We start from the raw sequence: 18,863 nt of genomic DNA, 5'->3' as shown, positions 1-18,863 counted from the left end.
GCCTTGGGAGAGCTCGCATGTCGGCGCTAACCGGTTTCAGGGTCGTCGAGCTGGCGTCGTCGGTCGCGGGGGAGTACTGCGGAAAACTGCTGGCCGACTTCGGCACCGAGGTGATCAAGGTCGAGGCGCCCGGGTGTGGCAGTTCCACCCGGGCGTTTTCTCCCATCCTGGGCGACGCTCCGGGGCCCGATAGCAGTGCCTTGTTCGCCTACCTCAACACGAACAAGAGCTCGGTCGAGCTGGACGTTCGCGACCCGCGGCTGCACGCGTTGATCGCCGGTGCCGACGCGGTGATCGACGACGGCGCGACCAGCGTGGCCGCCCGGAACCCGGGCGTGATTTTCTGCTCGATCACTCCGTTCGGCCAGAATGCCGCACCGGAGTATGCAAACGCGAAGAGCATCAACGTATTCCACGCCAGCGGGTGGGGATACCACACTCCCAGTCATCCGGACGCCAGCAGGCCACCGCTGCAAGGACCAGGTCGGTTCATGGCCGACTACGAAGCCGGACTCGAGGCGGCACTCTGCGTGGCCGCAACGCTGTTCGGGCGGCTGCACCACGGGCGGGGTGAGGCCATCGACATCTCCCAGCATGCCGTGCTGGTCTCGCGCGCCGATTGCATTCTGGGCCGCCTGATCACCGGCGAAGTCCCCGCCCTGGGCACCCGCGACGACTACGACCAGCAGGGCCCGGCGTCGTTCTTTGCCTGCGCCGATGGCTTCGTCTACCTGTACATGACCAGCGGCGCGCACTGGCTCGGCGTCAAAAAGCTGATGGGACAGCCCGAATGGCTCGACGAATTCGAAGACGACTGGCTCGAGTTCTCGGTCACCGCGGAGAAGGTCAAGGCATTCCAGCAGGGCTTCGCGGAGTGGGTCCGCGAACTGCCCAAGGCGACGGCAGCCGACGAAGCTCAGCGCATGGGTGTGCCACTCGTTGCGGTCAACGACGCCGCCGATCTGCACGAGTCGCCGCAGTACCGGCACCGCGGCTTTTTTCGCAACGTCACCCATCCTGTCCTGGGCGACGCCGCCTACCCCACGGTGCCGTATCTTCTCAGTGAATCGCCAGCTGAAATCACTTCGGCCGCACCGACTCTCGGCCAGCACACGTCGGCGATCTTGAGCAGCCTCGATGCGGCGCGCACACCGGCCACCGTGCGAGTACCGCAACTCAAGGCGCCGAAGACACCGCGAGGGGGGCCATTGGAAGGGGTGCGCGTCGTCGAACTCACCAAGGTATGGGCGGGTCCCTACGCCGGCAAGCTGCTGGCGATGCTGGGCGCCGAGGTCATCAAGGTGGAAACCTCGGCCTTGCCCGAGGAGATGCGCGCCTATGGCGGCACCGACATCAACTACGCACCGTTCTTCCTGAGCATCAACCCCGAGATCCTCAGCGTGGACCTGGATATCAAGTCGGCCGAGGGCATGGCGCGACTGCGTGAATTGATCGCGCGCAGTGACATCGTCATCAACAACCTGCGCCCGGGCGCGATGGAGCGCCAGGGTCTGGGCTATCCGGAGCTCGCCGAGATCAAGCCGGACATCATCTCGGTCTCGATCAAAATGTGGGGCAACGACGGGCCCCTCGGTCACCAGACCGGCTACGCGCCGTGCTTCGCCGCCCTGGCCGGACTCGCGCCGCTGGTCGGGTACCCGGGTGGGCCCCCGCTCGGCACGAGTATGCGGTACGGGGATTCCACGGTCGGGGCGGCGGCCGCCTACGCCGCCGTCGTCGCTCTGGTGCACCGCGAGCTCAGCGGCACAGGGCAATTCGTCGATATCTCGGCGGTCGAAACGCTCTCCTCGATGATCGGGGACTGCCTGCTCGAACAAAGCCTCACCGGTCGACGCCTCGGACCGGATGGTAACCGTCACCCGGATATGTGTCCGCATGGCTGTTATCCCTGCGCGGATGGCGCCTGGATCAGCGTGGCCGTAGCAGCCGACGACGAATGGCGCCGGCTGTGCGACGTGCTCGGTGCCCACGCGCTGGCCGATCCCCGCTACGCCACATCGGACGGCCGACGCAGACATGTCGACGCGCTCGATCGTGACATCGCGGAGCTGACCCGCGTTTTCGATGCCGACACCCTCGCGCATCGACTGCGGACCGCGGGAGTGCCGGCCACCAAGAGCGCTACCGCGATCGACGTGATCGGCGATCAGCAACTCTGGGAACGCGAATTGTATCGCTTCGTCTCCGATCACCGCGAAGGCCAGCGCCCGATCCTAGGACCGGCATGGCGGATGGCGCGCGACCCGGCGCGCATCAAGCGAGGCGCGCCCGACCTGGGCGAGGACACCGACTACGTGCTCCGCGAAATACTGGCTGGGGCAACGACGTTGGGCGGGTTATGACCGGAACACTGACACAGACCGCGGCACTGGTTACCGGTGCCAGCAGCGGCATCGGCGAAGCGACCGCTAAAGCGCTGGCAGCCGAGGGCGCCGCAGTGGCGCTGCTCGCACGCCGGGCCGAGCGGCTGGCCGACCTGAAAGCCGAGATCGAATCGTCCGGCGGTACCGCGCTGGTCGTGCCGGCCGACGTCACCGATGCCGAACAAGTGACGGCCGCCGTGCGGCGAACCGTCGCCGAGTTGGGACGCCTGGACATCCTGGTGAACAATGCCGGTCTGATGCAGTCCGCACCCGCAACCGAGGCGCCATTGCAGGACTGGGACCAGATGGTGTCGGTCAACATACAGGGCGTCCTGTACGCCACCAAAGCAGCACTGCCCCATCTGATCGGGGCGGCTGCCGATGCGCCACGCGGCGTGGCCGACCTGGTCACCATCAGTTCGACCGCGGGCTGGGTTGCCCGCCCCAACACCGCGGTCTATTCGTTGACCAAGTTCGGCGTCAATGCGTTCAGCGAGGGGCTGCGCCAAGAGGTACTCGGCCAGCGCGTCCGGGTCGGAGTCGTCGGTCCCGGCACGGTCGATACCGAGATCTTCAGCCATCTGGCCGAAAACTCGCGGGAGGCGGTCGAACGCCAAACCGCCGGCATGGTCAAGCTGCGGCCCGAGGACATCGCCGACGCGGTGCTGTTCATGGTGACCCGCGACCGCCGGGTGGCGGTCAACCAGATGTTGGTCCGCGCCGCAGAACAGACCTGGTAATCGGGTGGATTCGCGGTGGGTCACCGGTGACCAGTCCGGGTTGACGTTTCCCGCCGACCCCGCGGCGCTGCGCGACGGCGGAGCCCGGTTTCTCACCGACGCGTTCCGGGTTTCCGGTGTGCTCACCGATGGGAATGTGGTCGCCGCTGTCCCGGCCTTCACCGAGATAGGCGGGGGCAGCACGGGCCGCAAGGTGATGCTGTCGGTCGAATATGCCGACGAGGCAACCGGTTTGCACACCGACCTCTTCGTGAAGTTCTCGCGCGATTTCGCCGACCCGATCCGCGATCGCGGCAAGACGCAGATGGAGCCGGAGGTGCGGTTCGCCTCGCTCTCGCGAACTCCGGGCTTTCCGATCGCGGTGCCCAGCGCACTCTTCGGGGACTATCACCGCGACAGCGGAACCGGAATACTGATCACCGAGCGAATCATGTTCGGCGGCAACGGGATCGAGCCGCAGTATCACAAGTGCCTCGACTACGAAATGCCTGAACCCTTGGCGCACTATCGAGCGCTGCTCACCGCGCTGGCCCGGCTGGCCGGAGCCCATCGGGCCGGTCGACTACCCGCTGAGCAGTTTCCACTTGATGTGCAGGCCGCGACGGTGGGTGAGCGAGCGCCACTGTCCATCGACAAGCTGCAACGGCGGCTGGAGCAGCTGGCCGAACTCGCCGACACTCAGCCCGGGCTATTGCCCGCGAATGTTCGCTCGCCGGAATTCCTGGCACGGCTGCGCGACGACGTGCCGCGGATCGCTCGTCACGAGCGGGCGGTCAGTGGCCAATTGGCCGATGACGGAGACTATGTCGCACTGTGCCATTGGAACGCCAACATCGACAATGCCTGGTTTTGGCGCGACGCCGACGGCACGCTGCACTGCGGTCTGATGGACTGGGGATGCGTCAGCCAAATGAACCTGGGCATGGCAATCTGGGGCGCCTTGTCCGCAGCGGAGACCGAGCTGTGGACCGACCATCTCGACGAACTGCTGCAGCTGTTCGTGACCGAGGTCGCGGGTTGCGGCGGTCCCGGGCTGGACCCGGAACGGCTTCGTCGGCACACCTTGCTCTATGCGGCGTCGATGGGAATCGCGTGGTTGCTGGACGTTCCGGCCCTGATTCGCAAGCGATTCGGAGCCGATGCGCCCGAGAGCCGGAGGGACCCGCGAATCAGGGATGACGAAAGCCTGCGCGCGCCGTTGCAGATGCTGTGCAACCTGCTAAGCGCCTGGGAGCGGTATCGGGTAGGGGAGTTGCTGAGCTAAGGCGCATCGTCATTGCGGTCCATCAGCAGCTTCTCGGGGTGATGGAACGTATTGACGCGTGGCTGGCCATGATCGAGGTGCGGCGGCGGAATCCATTCGGTCTCACCCCGGGAGTTCTTGCGGGTGGTCCATCCGCCGGGTTGCAGTAGGCGGTGTTGGGGGCCGCAGGCGAAGGTCAAGTCGTCGACGTCGGTGGTGTGGCACGTCACCCAATCGGTGACGTGATGCACTTCGCAGTAATACCCGGGGACGGTGCAGCCCGGCGCCGAGCACCCGCGATCCTTGGCGTACAGGACAATTCGTTGCGCTGGCGACGCCAGTCGTTTGGTGCTATACAACGCTAAGGCTTTGCCCTTATCGAAGATTGCCAAGTAATGACGCGCATGACGCGCCAACCGGATCACGTCGCTCATCGGGAGGATGGTGCCACCGCCGGTGAGGCCGCGCCCGGCGGCGACCTCCAGCTCGGCCAGTGTCGTAGTGACGATGATCGAGGTAGGTAGCCCGTTGTGCTGTCCTAGCTCCCCCGAGGCGAGCAAACCTCTCAGCGCCGCGTTGAGCGCGTCGTGTTGGCGTTGGGCGGCATTGCGGGAATCGCGCTCGATCGACTGCTCGCTGGGACTTCCATCCACACAGGGGCTTTCATCGTCGGGACTACACATGCCCGGAGCGCCCAGCTTGGCCCAGACTGCTTCCAGCGTGGCGCGTGCCTCCGGAGTCAACCAGCCGTGCAACTCCGACATACCATCGCAACCCTGATTGCCGAGCCTTAATCCGCGACGACGTGACCGGTCCTCGTCGGAATAGATCCCATCGGGGTTGAGGCAATCCGCCATGATGGCGGCCAGGTCCGCAAGTTGTTCGGGCCGAAAATGGGTGCCCTCGAAAGCCAGTTTGGCTTCGGCCTGCTCGCGGGTGCCGGCATCGATCCAGCCGGGCAGCTGGTGATAGAACTTTCGGATCGCGGCCACCTGCCCCGACCCCAGCATGCCCTTGCGCTGCTCGGTGGCGGTCGCCGCCAAGACCGGCGGAATCGGTTCACCGGTTATTCCGCACCGCGGCCCTAGATCGGCGGCCTCGCGGATACGCCGGGCCGCCTCGGCGCGGCTGATCAACGTTGCTTCGGCAATCGCATGCGAGAGTTTGCCGCCGATTTCCTGCGGAGTGGCCTGGCGGGCCAGGCCATTGATCAGTGGGTGCTCAACCGCCGGCAGTCGACGCCGTATCTTCTCGCACCGCAACAACAACGCCAATTGCTCACGGGTGAGTAGCGCATCGCAGTCTTGCGCCATCAATTCGTCCAAGGCGCTGTCGATGGTGTCGAAGGCCGCCGACAATGCCTCCCGATCGATACTCACAACTCAAATGCTACGAAGACCCACCGACAATAATCGGCAGATTGTTACCACTGAAACAGCTGTGGCCCAAGGGATTACGAGACCCAACTCTCAAACCACGACTGCTGTCGCGCCGGAACACCAGCAGCCACCAGCAAGAGCTGTGGCCCAAGAGATCCAGGAGCTTGGTGGGGAACTGCGCGCGACCTACACCGACGACGGACTGTGCGTCAGCACGTCGACGCCGGCCTCGGTGATGTGAACGGTGTCGCGCCGGAACACCGCGCCGATGCCTTGCTCCCACACATAACCGGTGATCGCCAGGACCATGCCGGCCTCGAGGTGGTCGTCTTCCCCGGCGGCCACCAGCGTCTCGGATACCACTGGGGGATCGAAACCCAGACCCAACCCATGCGCGATCGGCATCGGCGGTATCGGCTCGCCGGCCGCCTCGTAAGCGGCCAGCAGATCACGAATGGACACGCCCGGACGACAAGCGGCAAGCATGTTGTCGTACAACGTATTCGACCGCTCGAACAGCACACGAGCAGCAAAGTCGCCCACCGGCCAGGTGCGGCCTACCTCGGCGACATAGCCGTTTGCCAGGGCTCCGGCGGCGAACGCGACGAGGTCGCCCGGCCGCACCGAAGCCTGACCACGATGCCACGGCCTTTCCCGCGAGGTCACCCACGCGGCGTCCTGGGTAGCCGGCGTGGAGACCCCGCCCGCGGCCATCGCCTCCATCATCACCCCGGCCAGCGTCTGCTCCGAGACACCCGGCGCCAATTGACTTACGGCAGTGGCGAGTCCGTGCTCGGCGATCCGCAGTGCGCTACCCATCGCCGCGATCTCAGCGGCTGTCTTGATACGCCGCGCGGCGCGCATCGCGGGCTCGGCATCGACGAGTTCCGCATTCGGGAACGCATCGGGCAGCAACGCGGCGAAAGTCGGTGTGATCGCGTCGGTTCCGACCCGCCGCGCGGCCTCGGCCCCGTCGATCTTCTTGAGCACGTCGATGAGCGTCATCGGGTTCCAGGCCAGCCCGTACAGGTGATCGTGGTCGATCTCCTCGGGCACCCCCTCGTCGTCGGTGCTGTTGAGGTAGATGTCTCCGGTGGCGCGCACCAGTACGCACATCGGGCCGAACGGCCGCGTCCCGGCGATCCAAAGCTGCGGCGCGCCCGTCACATAGCGGATGTTGGCCTGCCGCCCGAGCACCAGGATGTCGAGACCGTGCTTGTCCATCTCGGCCAGGGCCCGATCCCGGCGAGCGATGCGCAATGCCCGGTTGTCGGGCAGAACCTCAGTCGCCATAGGGCGTATAGGGGTAGTCGGTAATCGGCGCGTAGCCGTCCTCGGTGATCACCACGATCTCCTCACTGCGATAGCCTCCTGTTCCGTCCTCCCACATGACGGGTTCGAGAACCAGAACCATGCCCGGCGGAAAGACGAAGTTGTCGTCGAATTCCTCGCCGAGATCCGTTCCGATCATCGGCGCTTCGGCCGGGTAGGTGCCGATGCCGTGGCCCAGATAGAAGTGCGGCAGCCAGGGTTTGCGGCCCCCGTTGGCCGCGATCGCGGCGCGCGCCAAATCGCCCGAGGTCGCGCCGGCTTTGGTCACCGCGAGCACCGCATCAAGGACGGCTCGCCATTGCCGGAACTGATCCTGCTGCGCACGGCTAGGTTCCTGACCCACCACCCACGTGCGGCCGAAGTCGGAGCAATAGCCGTGGTAAGTGATGCTGATATCGGTCCACAACACATCGCCGGCAGCCAGTTCGCGGTCGGTCGGCAGTAGCGGCAGCGCCAGATCGCCGTGAGTGGTCCAGACACCTTCTGACCGGGAACTCGGCATCACCTGCCAGATGGCCTCGAGCATGTTGGTGGTCGCCCCGAGCTCGAACGCGCGCCGCACGAAGGTGGCCGAGAGATCGATCTGCCGCACACCCGGCACCAGCGCCTTCTGCACGTCGACAATGGCTTCTTCGGTGATGCGGGCCGCCCGGCGCAGACAGGACAGCTCGTCGCGGGTCTTCACCAATTGTGCGGTGCCGATCACGATCGCGGCATCCGTCGGCGGCCCAGCGGGGAACATTTGAGCAGCCGCTCGTCGCATTGCTCCGGTGAGCTCGTCGACGGCGATGCGTGCTCCCGGCGGGATCAAACCAGCCAACTGTCGCGCGAATTCCGCTACGCCGTGGTCGAATTCGAGGTAGGCGGGGCCGTGCAGATGGTCGTCGGGCACCGGCGGCTCCGCCGACGATCCGCTGCGCAACGGCATGAACAGGTGCGGATACTCGTCGTCGGCGAGCACCACCGCGACCGGGCGCTCCACATGCGAGAGACCGGCGTCCAGCAGCGGCCAGCTGGCTCCCGTCGCGTAACCGACGTAGCCGTTCATCAGCAGGATCAGCGCGTCGACGCCGTGCTCGGCCATCGCGGAGCGCAATCGGGCTCCGATCTCTGTGCGCATGCGGGCCCAGTCCGGCTCGTCGGGCGCGTCGAGCACCGAGCGTCGGGCAGGCAGTGTTTTCGTCATGCTGAGATCCCCAGGAATTTCTTGATGTTGCCGCCGACGACGCGTACGGCGTCCTCGGGTCCCACGGCATCGACCACCGCGGCCAGCGAGCGCTCCGAATAGCCGAAAGTGCTTTCGTTGTGCGGATAGTCGGACGACCACATCACCTTGTCGATTCCGATCTCGTCGATCTGGCGCAGACCAAGGCCGTCAACCATGAACGAGGCACACATGTGCGTGTCCCAGTAGTAGCGGATGTCGTGCTCGGGCTGATGTCGCAGCATGTGCCGATAGGAGGCCAGCACGTGCTCGGCGTCTTGCAGAGCGGTTGGTACCCAGGCTATTCCACCTTCGAACCAGCCGATGCGCAGCCGGCGGTGCCGGTCCAGAATGCCGCCGAAGATGTACTTGGAGAACATCTCCCGAAACGAATCGATGTTGACCATCATGGCCACCGCGACGCTGTTGACCTCGCTGGGAAACTTCGGCTGACTCTCGCCGATGTGATGCGTGATGGGCAGGCCGGCTTCCTCGATCTCGTCCCAGACCCCACTCATCGCCGTGCTGGAGTAGTCGATGGGCTGCCCATTTTCGTCGTTACCCGGGCTGATCGGCATCAGAAATGTCTTCAGCCCCAAGGATTTCAGTTCTGTCAGGGTGCGACGGGCGCCACGCGGATCCCACCAATTGATCAGCCCGACCCCATAGCAATGGCCATGCGAGCGCTCCTGGACCCCGGCGATGTGTTCGTTGTAGACGCGGAAGATGCGCTCGCGAATCTCGTGGTTCGGGTGGTGGAACAGCGCCAGCACCGCGTTGGGAAAGGCCAGTTCCTTGTCGACACCGTCCTCGGCGAGCTCACGAATCCGGGCTTCGACGTTGTTGGTGGCCGCGCCGGCGAGGTCGTCGTATTGCATCAGCACCGCGCTGAAATCGCCCACCACCATGGACTGTCCGGGCTGGCCGAGCAGATACGCGCCATCCTCGTACCAGATCCGCGGCGCCTGATCCTTCAGGTCGTCGGGAAAGTGTTCGTAGAAGATGTCGTCGGCCACCGAGATGTGGTTGTCGGCGGAGAACACCTCGGTGCCGGCCGGCAGGCCGGTGTTGAATTCTGCGGCCCGGCCGTGCCGGTGCTTGGGCGCGCCGATGATGCCGTCGGGGTAGAGGGTGTGGGCTGGGCTGGACATCATCGTCCCTTCATTGAGATCAGTTCTCGTTACGGATCAGTCCGGGTAGCGCACGCCGGTGAGTTCTTCGGAGAGCTGCCAGAGTTGCTCCATCTCGATGTCACTACGTGCGGGCCGCGGAACGCCGGCGAATGTGACTCCGCCCCCAGCGGTTTCGTAGCAGCCGCGCGGTCCGTAATAGCGGCCGCCTTCGGCATCCGGCGAGACCGCCGCGTATAGGGTCGGCTTGATCCCCTCGTCGATGTCCAGCCACATGAAAGGCAGTAAGCGCCAGGTTAATTGGGTGAGTCGGGCCCGCAGGGTCGGTTTGTCCCGTCCGTAGGAGGCGCCGCTGAGCAGATTGGTCTTGCTCAGTCCCGGGTGTGCGGCATTGGACATGACGCCCCACCCACCCTGGCCGCTGCGCCGGTTCAGTTCGATCGCGAACATCAGCTGTGCCAGCTTGGCGATACCGTAGGAGACCATCGGTTTGTAGCCGTGCCGGGCGTTGGGGTCGTCGAAGGCCAGTTTCGGTTGGGTGGCGGCGATGCTGCTGACCGTCACGACGCGCGACGACGTCGCGGCGCGCAGCAGCGGCAGCAAGTGCGCGGTGAGGGCGAAGTGACCCAAGTGGTTGGCGCCGAACTGCAACTCGAAGCCGTCGCTGGTGTGCTGCAGCTGCGGCGGGGTCATGACGCCGGCGTTGTTGATCAAGACGTCGACCGGCCGCCCTTCGGCCGTCAGCTCTTCTCCCAGTGCCGCAACACTTTCCAGTGATGCCAGATCCAATAGCTTGATGCTGAGTTTCGCGGCAGGGAACTCGCGGCGTATCTGCGCGATCGCGGTCTCGCCCTTGAGGTTGTTGCGGATGGCCATCACGACGTCGGCGTCCGCGGCCGCCAACCGCTTTGCGAGTCCGAATCCCAGACCGCTGTTGGCCCCGGTGACGACCGCACGCTTGCCGGCCAGATCCGGCATCGTCAGCGTCAGGTCCGGCTTCACCATGTCACAGGAAGCTCGTAGACGCCGTAGGCCAACGTGTCGTGCTTGAACGGCAGCTGCTCCACCGGAACGGCCAGCCGCAGGGTCGGTATCCGGCGCAGCAGCGTGGGCAGCGTGATCTGTAATTCCATGCGGGCCAACTGCTGTCCCACGCACTGGTGGCGGCCATAACCGAATCCGACGTGTGCACCCTGGTCGCGGGTCAGGTCCAGCCGGTCGGCATCGGGGAACTGGCGGTCGTCCCAGTTCGCCGGTGCGATATCGAGAATGATGCCTTCGCCCGCGCGGATCGTCTCACCACCGACTTCGATGTCCTCGATGGCGATGCGACGTTGACCGGTTTGGATGATGCTCAGATACCGCATCAGCTCCTCGACCGCATTGGCGATCGCCTTCGGATCGTCGGTTTCGACCAGGAGCTGCCGCTGATCCGGATGCTCAAGCAGGGCCGCGACACTCAGGCTGATCATGTTCGCGGTGGTCTCGTGGCCCGCGATCAGCACGCCGACCGCCAGTTGAGTGGCTTCACGCACGCTGATCTCGTCGGCATTGACCCGCTCCGCCAGATCGGACACCAGATCCTCCGACGGGCTTTCCATCTTGACCCGAATCAGCTTGGCGAGGTATTTCGCCAACGACGCAGCACCCTGGGCCGTGTCCTCTTCGGTCGCGTAGCGCCCGGTGCCTCGGTGAGCTTGTTCCTGGAAGAAATCGGCGTCCTCGTAGGGCACGCCCAACATCTCGCTGATGACCAACGTCGGGACGGGCAGCGCCAGTGTGCTCACGATGTCGCCGGGGTTGGGGCCGGCGAGCAACGCGTCGATGCGCTCGTCGGCGATCTTCTGTACCGCGGGACGCAGCCCTTCGACTCGCTTGAAGGTAAAGGGTTTTGACAGCATCCGGCGATAGCGCGTGTGTTCCTCGGCGTCGGAGGTGAACACCGAGCGCGGGCGTTTATGCACCGTCGCCAGCATTCCCTCGTTCCAGTGCGGATAGCCCGGCAGCCGGTCGTCGACGCTGGTGCGCGAATCGGTGAACAGCGAGCGGATCGCGTCGTAGCCATGAATCAGCCAGGGTGTGCTGCCGTCCCAAATCCGCACCCGGCTGAGCTGCTTGGTTGCGTTGAGCGCCAACGATTCCGGGGGAGGGGCGAAGGGGCAGCTCGCGTCCCGCGTCATCGGGAAGTTCGGGATGTCGGTGGCTGGATCAGTTGAGACGTCGGTCATCGTGCTCCTCGTATTCGGTGGTCGGTCAGTCGCCCGCTGCACTCACGTGAACCGGCGCGCGCCACAACCCGACGATCGCGTCGATCAATCCCTCAGCGGCGACCGGCCAACTCGAACGCGATCGCGGCCCGTGCTCGGCCAGTGCGCCTTCGTGCTCGGCGCAGGTGTGCATCAGCAGATTTCGGACCATGACGATCCGTTCGGATCGCACTCGCCTAGGCAGGTCGGGCAGGCAACGGTTGATGCCGTCGATGGTCCGTACCAGCCGCGGCGACATCAGGGCGTCTTTGGTGACGACATGGCGGTAGGTCGGGTCGGCCATCGCCTGAGCGGCAAACCGCGCATACCAACTCGGGGTACCCAGCGCGGCCAAATGATCGGTGAGTGGCCGAACCAAGATGCTCACCCAGTCGCGCAGCTCAGTGGAATCGCCGATGTCGTCCAGCATCTGGGCGCGGAGTTGTTCGATCGGTTCGCGGTGCTTGCTTTCGATCGCGCGCAACAGTTCGGTCCGGGTCCCGAAGTGGTAGCAAGCGGCGGCGTTGTTGCCCTGCCCGGCCGCTTCGCTGATCTGCCGATTGGACACGGCATACATTCCGCGCTCGGCGAACAACCATTCGGCGGCGGTCAAGATCGCCTCGCGCGTACCCATCGACCGGTCAGAACGCGCCGTCCGCTCGGCTTTCACCGCCTCAGTGAACACTGCGGGCCGGATTAAATCAAGCGGTTTATTTACTGGATGTCATTGGCCGCGAGCCATGTTGTCGGTCCAGATCCCGTGCTAGCTGGGCTTGCGCAGATGCGGCCCCAGCAACGACTGCCAGCCGCGCTGCATGTTCTGAAACTCCTCCTCGCAGTTGCCGGCTCGACTCTCCGGCAGGTCTCCGGAGGAGACGATGCCGGCGTTGGCCTGCGGGTCGGAGCCGTAGATCCAGCACTCCCAGTTGTACATGCGGGTGATGTCCATGGAATGCCCATCCCAGAACGGAAGCTCGTTGGCGTCGCCGGCTTCCTTTGCGCTCAGTTTCCATTCGGTGGCGGTGTTGGTGGCGATCCGCACCCCGTCCGGATACGGTTTTCCGTCGGCGCCGGGGTTGAGAAGCATGAACGCGGAGAGCTGATCGGCCACGTCCTCCTCGCGCCCGGTGAACGCGAGCTGATAGATGGCAAGGGTGGCGTGCCCGAGCTCGTGGTAGGCGGCAGAGATCGTCTCGTCGATCGCCGGGGTGACCGGATCGGGAATCGAGCTGCCCGCGGCGAGTTTTTCGGCGTGCTCCCTGGCCTCGTAGCAGAGCTGGATCTCGTTGGCGTCGGGAAGGTAGAAATCGTTGTCCGCGTCGCACTGCTTACCGACCACGCCCAAGTCGGACGGCAGCACCAAGGTGTCCTGGATGTGTCGCGCGAGGTCCTCCAACACCTTCGCGTCCTGCATGAGCTGGCGGCCACGCTGCGCCTGCGGTGTCGTGGCGTCTTCATAGCGGATCTTCACCGTCCCCGCGCCGGGAGGCGTCGGCTCACCCGGTTGCTTCGGTTTCGGGGACTCGGTCGATGTCTGCCCAGCCGGCGGATTGGATTCGGCCTGTTGGCTTTTGGATCCACCGCACCCGGCCGTGAAGAGCAGCGCCGCGCACGCCGCAGCGATCGGTGTCGTTATAGCCCTGATCGTCGGCATGTGCACCGCTCCGCGTGGCGCCGTCGGGGCTAGCCGCCGAGCCCCTTCTTCACCGCCGCATCCTGCTTTTGGCCGATGTCGTTGATGAAGTCCGGTGGCGGCAGCGTGTCCGGCGGACCGTCGAATTCCACCGTGACGAAAGCCTTGCCCTCGGTGAACAGCAATACCGCGATGCCCTTGGAGTTGTCGGGTGAATTGCCCGACACCACGGTTCCGTCGGTGCCGATCTTGACCGCGTCCGTGGTCGGATGCTTGATCGCGCCGCCCTGTGCCGATTTCGCGGCGTTCAGTGCGCCGGTTGCCGCACCCGGGTCCGGCAGCACCTCGATGGTCACTTTGATGGTGTGGCTGTTGTCTTGGGTATTGAAGGTCGTCGCGGCGCCGGGCTGGCCGTTCGGGTTGTTCGTCGGCGGCGTGCCCGTGAACGGCACCGGAGCGTCGATATCGGACACCTGGATCAACCAGCCGGAGTAATCGCCCGCCGGCGCCGCGGGTGCCGAGGAGGTCGGCGCCGCGCTGCTCTTGCTGGTCGACGAGGTGGCCGATCCGGATGTGGTCGGCGAAGGCTTCTGATTGCCGCCGCAGCCGGCCACGGTCAACGCCACCGCTGTCGCCGCAACGATCCCCGCGACTACCGGTTGGGAAAGCCTCATCGCATCGTGCTCCTTCCAGGCTCGATCTGGCGACGGAGTCGATTTCACCCCAAAGGCACAGTACAGTGCGCGTGTCGTCAGATCGGCTGGGCACCGATGCCGCGGGCTATTCCAGCTGGTCGCGCAGGGATGCCAAGGTATTCGCCAGAATGCGCGACACCTGCATCTGTGACACCCCGATTCGACTCGCGATCTGGCTCTGCGTCATCGATTCGAAGAACCGCATGTGCAGCACCTCTTGTTCGCGCTCGGGGAGCGCGGCGATCAGGGAGCGGACCGCTTCGCGGTTGGTGATGTGGTCGATCTGGGGGTCGATTGCACCCACCGCGTCGGCGACCAGACGAGTCCGCCCGGATGCGTCGGCGCCGACCGGCGCGTCCAGCGACTCCAGCTGGTAGGCGTCGCCGGCAACGAGGCATTCCACAATCTCGTCGTGCGAGACCCCGAGCTCTTCCGACAGCTCGCGGGCCGTCGGTGCGCGACCCAGCCTCTGGACCAAATCTGCTGTGGCTCTGCTGATTTGGACGTGAAGCTCGCGTAACCGGCGCGGCACTCGCATGCCCCAGCTGTAGTCGCGGAAGTGGCGCCGAACCTCGCCCATCATGGTGGGAATCGCGAAGCCGATGAAACTGGGGCCTTTGTCCGGGTCGAACCGGTTGATGGCGTTCATCAGGCCCAGCCTCGCCACTTGGGTCAGGTCGTCGAGACTCTCACCGCGTCGTCCGAAGTGACGAGCGACGTGGTCAGCCAGCGGAAGACACCTGCTCACGATGCATTCGCGCTGACGGTGGTACTCGTGCGACTCGGCCGGCAGGGTGCTCAACACCAGAAACATGTCGATGACGTCGTCGTAGGAATCGTCATTACGAGTGCTGGCCGCCCGGGTGGGCCGGGGTGCAGCAAGGACTTCGGTCATCTGCTCAACCGACCCCTCGCAGCTACGTGGGTGTAAACAGCTGTGCGTAAACGGGTTTGCATTTGCGGTACTTCCTTACGAAGTCGCGTGCAGTGAGGTTTCGCAGGCATATGCCGACACCCCGCTGCAACCGTCCGGTGGACACGAATCGGTTGTTCGCAGCGCACGGGGCACCGAAGTAAGGGGACCGGAAGATGTTGATCGCCGGAGCCACAGCCCAGCAGCCGTGCGGCTGGCTGACCGCTTTTAGCTAAACGGCGACGTGTCCAGAACGGACTCAACTACCGATCCTACGCCCCCTAAGCCCGGATCGGCGACCCTGCGCCCGTTACCGGGTCCTGAGCAACCACGTCCGGCCCGAACCGGCACCGTCGACGGCGGTCAACACGCAACGCGTACTCTTCGGCAAATGTCGGTGTCCTGCGCCAACCGCAGCTTCTCCGAGCGCGATCGGGAACACGCTGGTGGGAGTCCGTGCCGATGACCAACCAGGATTTGCTGGCCGGACGCGGCGCGGTGGTGTCCGGTGGAAGCCGCGGCATTGGTCGCGCGGTCGTCGAACTGCTTGCGGAATTAGGCGCCGCAGTCGTAGTGAACGGCCGCGATGCCGATGCCGTGACCGAAACCGTCACCGCGGTCACCGCGAAGGGCGGCCGAGCCACCGCGATGATCGGACCCGCCGACGACGAGGCCGTCGCCGCCGCGCTGGTGGACACCTGCCGTGACACGTTCGGGCGGCTCGACATCCTGATCAACTGCGCCGGTATTGCCGAGCCGCCCGGCTCCTCGATCCTGGACATCTCGGCCGATGACTTCAATCGCTTGTTGAGCGCCCACCTCGGCACGGTCTTCCACACCTGCCGGGCCGCGGCTCGCGCGATGGTCGAGCAGGGCCACGGAACGATCGTCAACACCAGCTCGGTGGCCTTTCTCGGCGACTACGGGGGCACCGGCTACCCCGCGGGCAAGGGCGCCGTCAACGGCTTGACGGTGGCCATTGCCGCTGAACTCAAAGCCAGCGGCGTGCGGGCCAACGTGGTGTGCCCCGGCGCACGAACGCGCCTTTCCACCGGAGACGACTATGAACAGCACATCGCGGACTTGCACCGCCGCGGATTGCTGGACGACGTGACGATGCAGGCCTCGCTGGATAGTGCCCCGCCCGCGTTTGTGGCACCGCTCTACGCGTATCTCGCCAGCGACCTGTCCCGCGACGTCACGGGTCAGATCCTTGTTGCCGCAGGCGGATTCGTCGGCCGGTTTGATCGCCCAACCCCGTCTCTGCTGGGCTATCGCGACCACCATGATGCCGCACCGTGGGGGATTGAGGACCTGCACAAGATGATCGGAGCGCGCGGCTAGCCAGCACCGAATTCGCTTGAACCGATGCGTGCGCCGTTACGTGTCCAGGAGAGTGACGAGCCGGAGCAGGATTGCCGAGCACCCACTGACCCGCGGGCGTACCCAACCGCGTGATCGCGCCGGCGCCAGCAGCCACATCAGTTGGCTGCCGTCCTCGAAGGCGCGGTCCGGACGGCCACTGAAGGTCCTGGTGATCGGCGCGGGTGTGAGCGGTATTTCGGTTGCCCGCGGATTGCTGCGGGACGGCCACCACGTCACGGTCTTCGATCAACGCGGGGACACCCGTGCGGGCGGGGGCGCGATCACCATCTGGTCCAACGGTGAAACGGTATTGCGGCAGCTGGGCGTCGACATGGATGGGGCGGGCCAACGGCTATCCAGCGTGCGTTTGCTGACGTCGAAGGGGCACCGAATCGCCACCCTGGATGTGAACGCGATGGTGCAGCGATTGGGCGCGGCCGTTCGGATGGTTCCGCGCCGGGTCCTGCTGGAACGACTGCTGACGGACTTTCCGGCCGATCGCATCCGCTGTAACGCGCGTGCCGCCCGGGTCATCACGATGCCCGACGGCGTCGCGGTCGGGTTCGAGGACGGACGCGTCGCCGAGGGCGACCTGCTGATCGGCGCCGACGGTCTGCATTCGATGATCCGAGACGTGGTCGGCGCGCCGGCCGCCGAGCCCACCGGCTGGTGCAGCTGGCAGGGGCTGGCCAGCGTGCCCGAGATCGTCGACCGGGAGACCGCTTATCTGGTTATCGGCGCTACCGGGAACACCGGCGTCTGGCCGGCCGGCGGCTCCTGCGTGCAGTGGTGGTTCGACATGCCGTGGTCCCACGACTTCATTCGGCCACATCGCCCGATCGAAGCGATCCGATCGAGGTTCGCCGGCTGGTCTGATCCGGTCGATCTGGTCCTCGCGAAACTGACCGACGACGATTTGGTCCAGTCGCCCTACCCGCATTTCCGGCATCCGATGACCGCGCCGCTCAGCGCCGGCCCGGTGACGTTGCTCGGCGATGCCGCGCACACGATGCCACCGACCTTCGCGCAGGGGACGAATCAGGCGCTGCTGGACACGATGGTGTTGTGCCAGGCGATTTCGGGTCTGGACGCGAGCAGCTGCCGGGCCGAGCTGTCGCGCGCACTGCGCTGGTACGAAAAGACCCGGCGACGCCAGGTGAGTGCGGTGTCACAGGTGGCGTCGCTGCAAGTCTCGCACCGTGAATCCGTGTTGAGACCGGCGGCCTTGTTGTCGGATCGGTTCCACACCTGGGCATTGACCAACTTCGTGCGGATGACCAGCCACCCGCGTATCGCCGCGCAGATCGATCGCGATCTCGCGGCAGCAACTCCGGCCAGGCGATGCCCACGGTGAGGACGCCGCACGTCGTCGAGATCGAACCGGACCGCGCACCGGTCGAAACCGTCCGCGTGCGAGGCGATTTCGATGCCCCGTCGCGCTGGCTATGGCTCGTCAAGTGGTGTGTGCTGGCCGTGCCGCACTATCCCATCCTTATTTCTCTTTATCTGGTGTATCCGATCCTGACGATCGTTGCCGGCGTCGCGATCCTGTTTACCGGGCGATATCCGCGCCCGATCTTCAACTTCAATGTCGGTGTGCTGCGCTGGTCGTGGCGAGTCATGAACTACCGGTTCCCGATGAACAGCACCGACAGATACCCACCCTTCACCCTGGCGGCGCGGCCCGACTACCCGGGCGAACTCGACGTCGAATATCCAGAGCGCCTGACGAATTGGGCCGTCCTGGTGAAGACGTGGTTGTTGGGCGCACCGCAGATACTGCTGTGCTGGGCGATGGAGCCGCTGCTTCAGGTGCTGTGTGTGATGTCCGCGGTGGCGTTGTTGTGCACCGGGACGATCCCGCAGGGCATGTTCGATCTGTTGCTGGGCATTGTGCGATGGCGTTACCGGGTCGCGGTGTATGTATCGTTGATGCGTGACGAGTACCCGCCTTTTCGAATGGACTTAGGTGGCCGCTGACGCCCGGTAATCCGTTGTTCCCCTACATATATCGGTTCGGCCAGCCGGTTTTCGATCGCCTTTTTTACAACCGGTATCGCCGAGACGCGATCGCGCACGCAACCGGCCGCCTGCTGATGGTGGGGCTGGGGCCGGGAACCGACCTGAAGTTCGTCCCGCGCGCGGTGACTTCCATCTCGGCGGTCGAGCCGGTGGCCACGTTTCGGCAGATGGCTTCTCGCCTCGCCATCCGCAACGGCATCGCGGCCAACATCGTCGAAGGTACCGGGGAGTCAATACCCTTCCCGGACAACAGTTTCGATTCGGTACATATCGGGTTGGTGCTGTGCTCGGTCGACGACGTCACCGCGACGCTGACCGAGATCCGCCGGGTCCTGGTGCCGGGCGGCCGGCTGGTCGTCCTCGAGCACGTGCGCGGTGAGGGCGTGACGGGCCGATTCCAGGATCTGATCGCCAAGCCATGGTCCTGGTTGGCTGCGGGGTGCCAACCGAACCGGCGAACCATCGACTCGATTGCTGCCGCCGGATTCGATACCGCGGGCCTGCGCAGCGTGCGCACCCCGGTGCCGTTTCCGTGTAAACCCCATTTGCAGGGGTTCGCCACGCTCACCGAATAGCT

General features: G+C 65.3%; 17 protein-coding genes. 7 read left to right on the top strand and 10 right to left on the bottom strand.

Annotated features, from left to right (window positions below; all coding sequences use genetic code 11):
* The first annotated feature begins 17 nt into the window (after window positions 1–17).
* Genes ACAG21_RS15755 through ACAG21_RS15745 form a run of 3 tightly spaced genes read left to right on the top strand, consistent with a single transcriptional unit; the run spans window position 18 to window position 4,388 of the window.
* Window positions 18–2,363, top strand: coding sequence for a CaiB/BaiF CoA transferase family protein (locus tag ACAG21_RS15755; RefSeq protein ID WP_370497059.1), 2,346 nt, complete (start codon window positions 18–20; stop codon window positions 2,361–2,363).
* Window positions 2,360–3,124: an SDR family NAD(P)-dependent oxidoreductase gene (locus ACAG21_RS15750; protein WP_370497058.1), complete on the top strand. Its 765-nt coding sequence runs from the start codon at window positions 2,360–2,362 to the stop codon at window positions 3,122–3,124. The genes ACAG21_RS15755 and ACAG21_RS15750 overlap by 4 nt, the downstream gene beginning before the upstream one ends.
* A 4-nt stretch (window positions 3,125–3,128) precedes the next feature.
* Complete coding sequence (locus tag ACAG21_RS15745) at window positions 3,129–4,388, top strand: hypothetical protein (protein ID WP_370497057.1); 1,260 nt, start codon at window positions 3,129–3,131, stop codon at window positions 4,386–4,388.
* Here the strand turns inward: ACAG21_RS15745 and ACAG21_RS15740 are convergent.
* The 10 genes from ACAG21_RS15740 to ACAG21_RS15695 form a co-directional block, all read right to left on the bottom strand.
* Complete coding sequence (locus ACAG21_RS15740; protein WP_370497056.1) at window positions 4,385–5,746, bottom strand: HNH endonuclease signature motif containing protein; 1,362 nt, start codon at window positions 5,744–5,746, stop codon at window positions 4,385–4,387. The genes ACAG21_RS15745 and ACAG21_RS15740 overlap by 4 nt on opposite strands.
* A 186-nt stretch (window positions 5,747–5,932) precedes the next feature.
* A complete protein-coding gene (locus tag ACAG21_RS15735; RefSeq protein ID WP_370497055.1) occupies window positions 5,933–7,039 on the bottom strand; it encodes a M24 family metallopeptidase in 1,107 nt (368 codons plus the stop codon).
* Entirely contained in the window at window positions 7,029–8,264 is a 1,236-nt protein-coding gene (locus ACAG21_RS15730; RefSeq protein ID WP_370497054.1) for a M24 family metallopeptidase, read from the bottom strand. Before ACAG21_RS15730 ends, ACAG21_RS15735 begins: the two co-directional genes overlap by 11 nt.
* Window positions 8,261–9,433: an amidohydrolase family protein gene (locus ACAG21_RS15725; protein ID WP_370497339.1), complete on the bottom strand. Its 1,173-nt coding sequence runs from the start codon at window positions 9,431–9,433 to the stop codon at window positions 8,261–8,263. Before ACAG21_RS15725 ends, ACAG21_RS15730 begins: the two co-directional genes overlap by 4 nt.
* Before the next feature lie 36 nt (window positions 9,434–9,469).
* Window positions 9,470–10,417, bottom strand: coding sequence for an SDR family oxidoreductase (locus tag ACAG21_RS15720; protein WP_370497053.1), 948 nt, complete (start codon window positions 10,415–10,417; stop codon window positions 9,470–9,472).
* Window positions 10,411–11,640, bottom strand: a complete 1,230-nt coding sequence (locus ACAG21_RS15715) for a cytochrome P450 (RefSeq protein ID WP_370497052.1) — start codon at window positions 11,638–11,640, stop codon at window positions 10,411–10,413. The genes ACAG21_RS15720 and ACAG21_RS15715 overlap by 7 nt, the downstream gene beginning before the upstream one ends.
* Window positions 11,641–11,665: 25 nt before the next feature.
* The gene (locus ACAG21_RS15710; RefSeq protein WP_370497050.1) at window positions 11,666–12,343 is read right to left on the bottom strand and encodes a TetR/AcrR family transcriptional regulator; all 678 of its coding nucleotides are present in this window, start codon (window positions 12,341–12,343) and stop codon (window positions 11,666–11,668) included.
* Between the two features lie 78 nt (window positions 12,344–12,421).
* A complete protein-coding gene (locus tag ACAG21_RS15705) occupies window positions 12,422–13,312 on the bottom strand; it encodes a DUF4344 domain-containing metallopeptidase (protein WP_370497048.1) in 891 nt (296 codons plus the stop codon).
* Window positions 13,313–13,341: 29 nt separating this feature from the next.
* The gene (locus ACAG21_RS15700) at window positions 13,342–13,965 is read right to left on the bottom strand and encodes a hypothetical protein (RefSeq protein ID WP_370497047.1); all 624 of its coding nucleotides are present in this window, start codon (window positions 13,963–13,965) and stop codon (window positions 13,342–13,344) included.
* A gap of 106 nt (window positions 13,966–14,071) precedes the next feature.
* Window positions 14,072–14,881, bottom strand: coding sequence for a SigB/SigF/SigG family RNA polymerase sigma factor (locus ACAG21_RS15695; protein WP_370497046.1), 810 nt, complete (start codon window positions 14,879–14,881; stop codon window positions 14,072–14,074).
* A 480-nt stretch (window positions 14,882–15,361) separates the two neighbouring features.
* On the opposite strand from ACAG21_RS15695, the gene ACAG21_RS15690 reads away from it, so the two are divergent.
* The 4 genes from ACAG21_RS15690 to ACAG21_RS15675 all read left to right on the top strand — a co-directional run bounded on the left by ACAG21_RS15690 (window position 15,362) and on the right by ACAG21_RS15675 (window position 18,861).
* A complete protein-coding gene (locus tag ACAG21_RS15690; protein ID WP_370497045.1) occupies window positions 15,362–16,243 on the top strand; it encodes an SDR family NAD(P)-dependent oxidoreductase in 882 nt (293 codons plus the stop codon).
* A 145-nt stretch (window positions 16,244–16,388) separates the two neighbouring features.
* Entirely contained in the window at window positions 16,389–17,618 is a 1,230-nt protein-coding gene (locus ACAG21_RS15685; RefSeq protein WP_370497337.1) for an FAD-dependent oxidoreductase, read from the top strand.
* Between the two features lie 56 nt (window positions 17,619–17,674).
* Window positions 17,675–18,244, top strand: a complete 570-nt coding sequence (locus tag ACAG21_RS15680; RefSeq protein WP_370497335.1) for a DUF4389 domain-containing protein — start codon at window positions 17,675–17,677, stop codon at window positions 18,242–18,244.
* On the top strand, window positions 18,241–18,861 hold the full coding sequence (locus tag ACAG21_RS15675) for a class I SAM-dependent methyltransferase (protein ID WP_370497333.1): 621 nt from the start codon (window positions 18,241–18,243) through the stop codon (window positions 18,859–18,861). The genes ACAG21_RS15680 and ACAG21_RS15675 overlap by 4 nt, the downstream gene beginning before the upstream one ends.
* Window positions 18,862–18,863 lie beyond the last annotated feature (2 nt).

It is taken from the genome of Mycobacterium sp. pR1184 (assembly GCF_041287235.1).
In the GTDB taxonomy this organism is placed as follows: Bacteria; Actinomycetota; Actinomycetes; order Mycobacteriales; family Mycobacteriaceae; genus Mycobacterium.
The sequence above is the reverse complement of the archived record's forward strand: the minus strand, read 5'-3'. Positions and strand labels throughout refer to the sequence as shown.

What these genes read in the sequence shown, in the direction of transcription:
- ACAG21_RS15715 (WP_370497052.1), bottom strand. Translation starts at nt 11,640, where the DNA reads ATGACCGACGTCTCAACTGATCCAGCCACCGACATCCCGAACTTCCCG.
- ACAG21_RS15695 (WP_370497046.1), bottom strand. Translation starts at nt 14,881, where the DNA reads ATGACCGAAGTCCTTGCTGCACCCCGGCCCACCCGGGCGGCCAGCACT.
- ACAG21_RS15730 (WP_370497054.1), bottom strand. Translation starts at nt 8,264, where the DNA reads ATGACGAAAACACTGCCTGCCCGACGCTCGGTGCTCGACGCGCCCGAC.
- ACAG21_RS15755 (WP_370497059.1), top strand. Translation starts at nt 18, where the DNA reads ATGTCGGCGCTAACCGGTTTCAGGGTCGTCGAGCTGGCGTCGTCGGTC.
- ACAG21_RS15725 (WP_370497339.1), bottom strand. Translation starts at nt 9,433, where the DNA reads ATGTCCAGCCCAGCCCACACCCTCTACCCCGACGGCATCATCGGCGCG.
- ACAG21_RS15700 (WP_370497047.1), bottom strand. Translation starts at nt 13,965, where the DNA reads ATGAGGCTTTCCCAACCGGTAGTCGCGGGGATCGTTGCGGCGACAGCG.
- ACAG21_RS15750 (WP_370497058.1), top strand. Translation starts at nt 2,360, where the DNA reads ATGACCGGAACACTGACACAGACCGCGGCACTGGTTACCGGTGCCAGC.
- ACAG21_RS15705 (WP_370497048.1), bottom strand. Translation starts at nt 13,312, where the DNA reads ATGCCGACGATCAGGGCTATAACGACACCGATCGCTGCGGCGTGCGCG.
- ACAG21_RS15690 (WP_370497045.1), top strand. Translation starts at nt 15,362, where the DNA reads ATGACCAACCAGGATTTGCTGGCCGGACGCGGCGCGGTGGTGTCCGGT.
- ACAG21_RS15735 (WP_370497055.1), bottom strand. Translation starts at nt 7,039, where the DNA reads ATGGCGACTGAGGTTCTGCCCGACAACCGGGCATTGCGCATCGCTCGC.
- ACAG21_RS15720 (WP_370497053.1), bottom strand. Translation starts at nt 10,417, where the DNA reads ATGGTGAAGCCGGACCTGACGCTGACGATGCCGGATCTGGCCGGCAAG.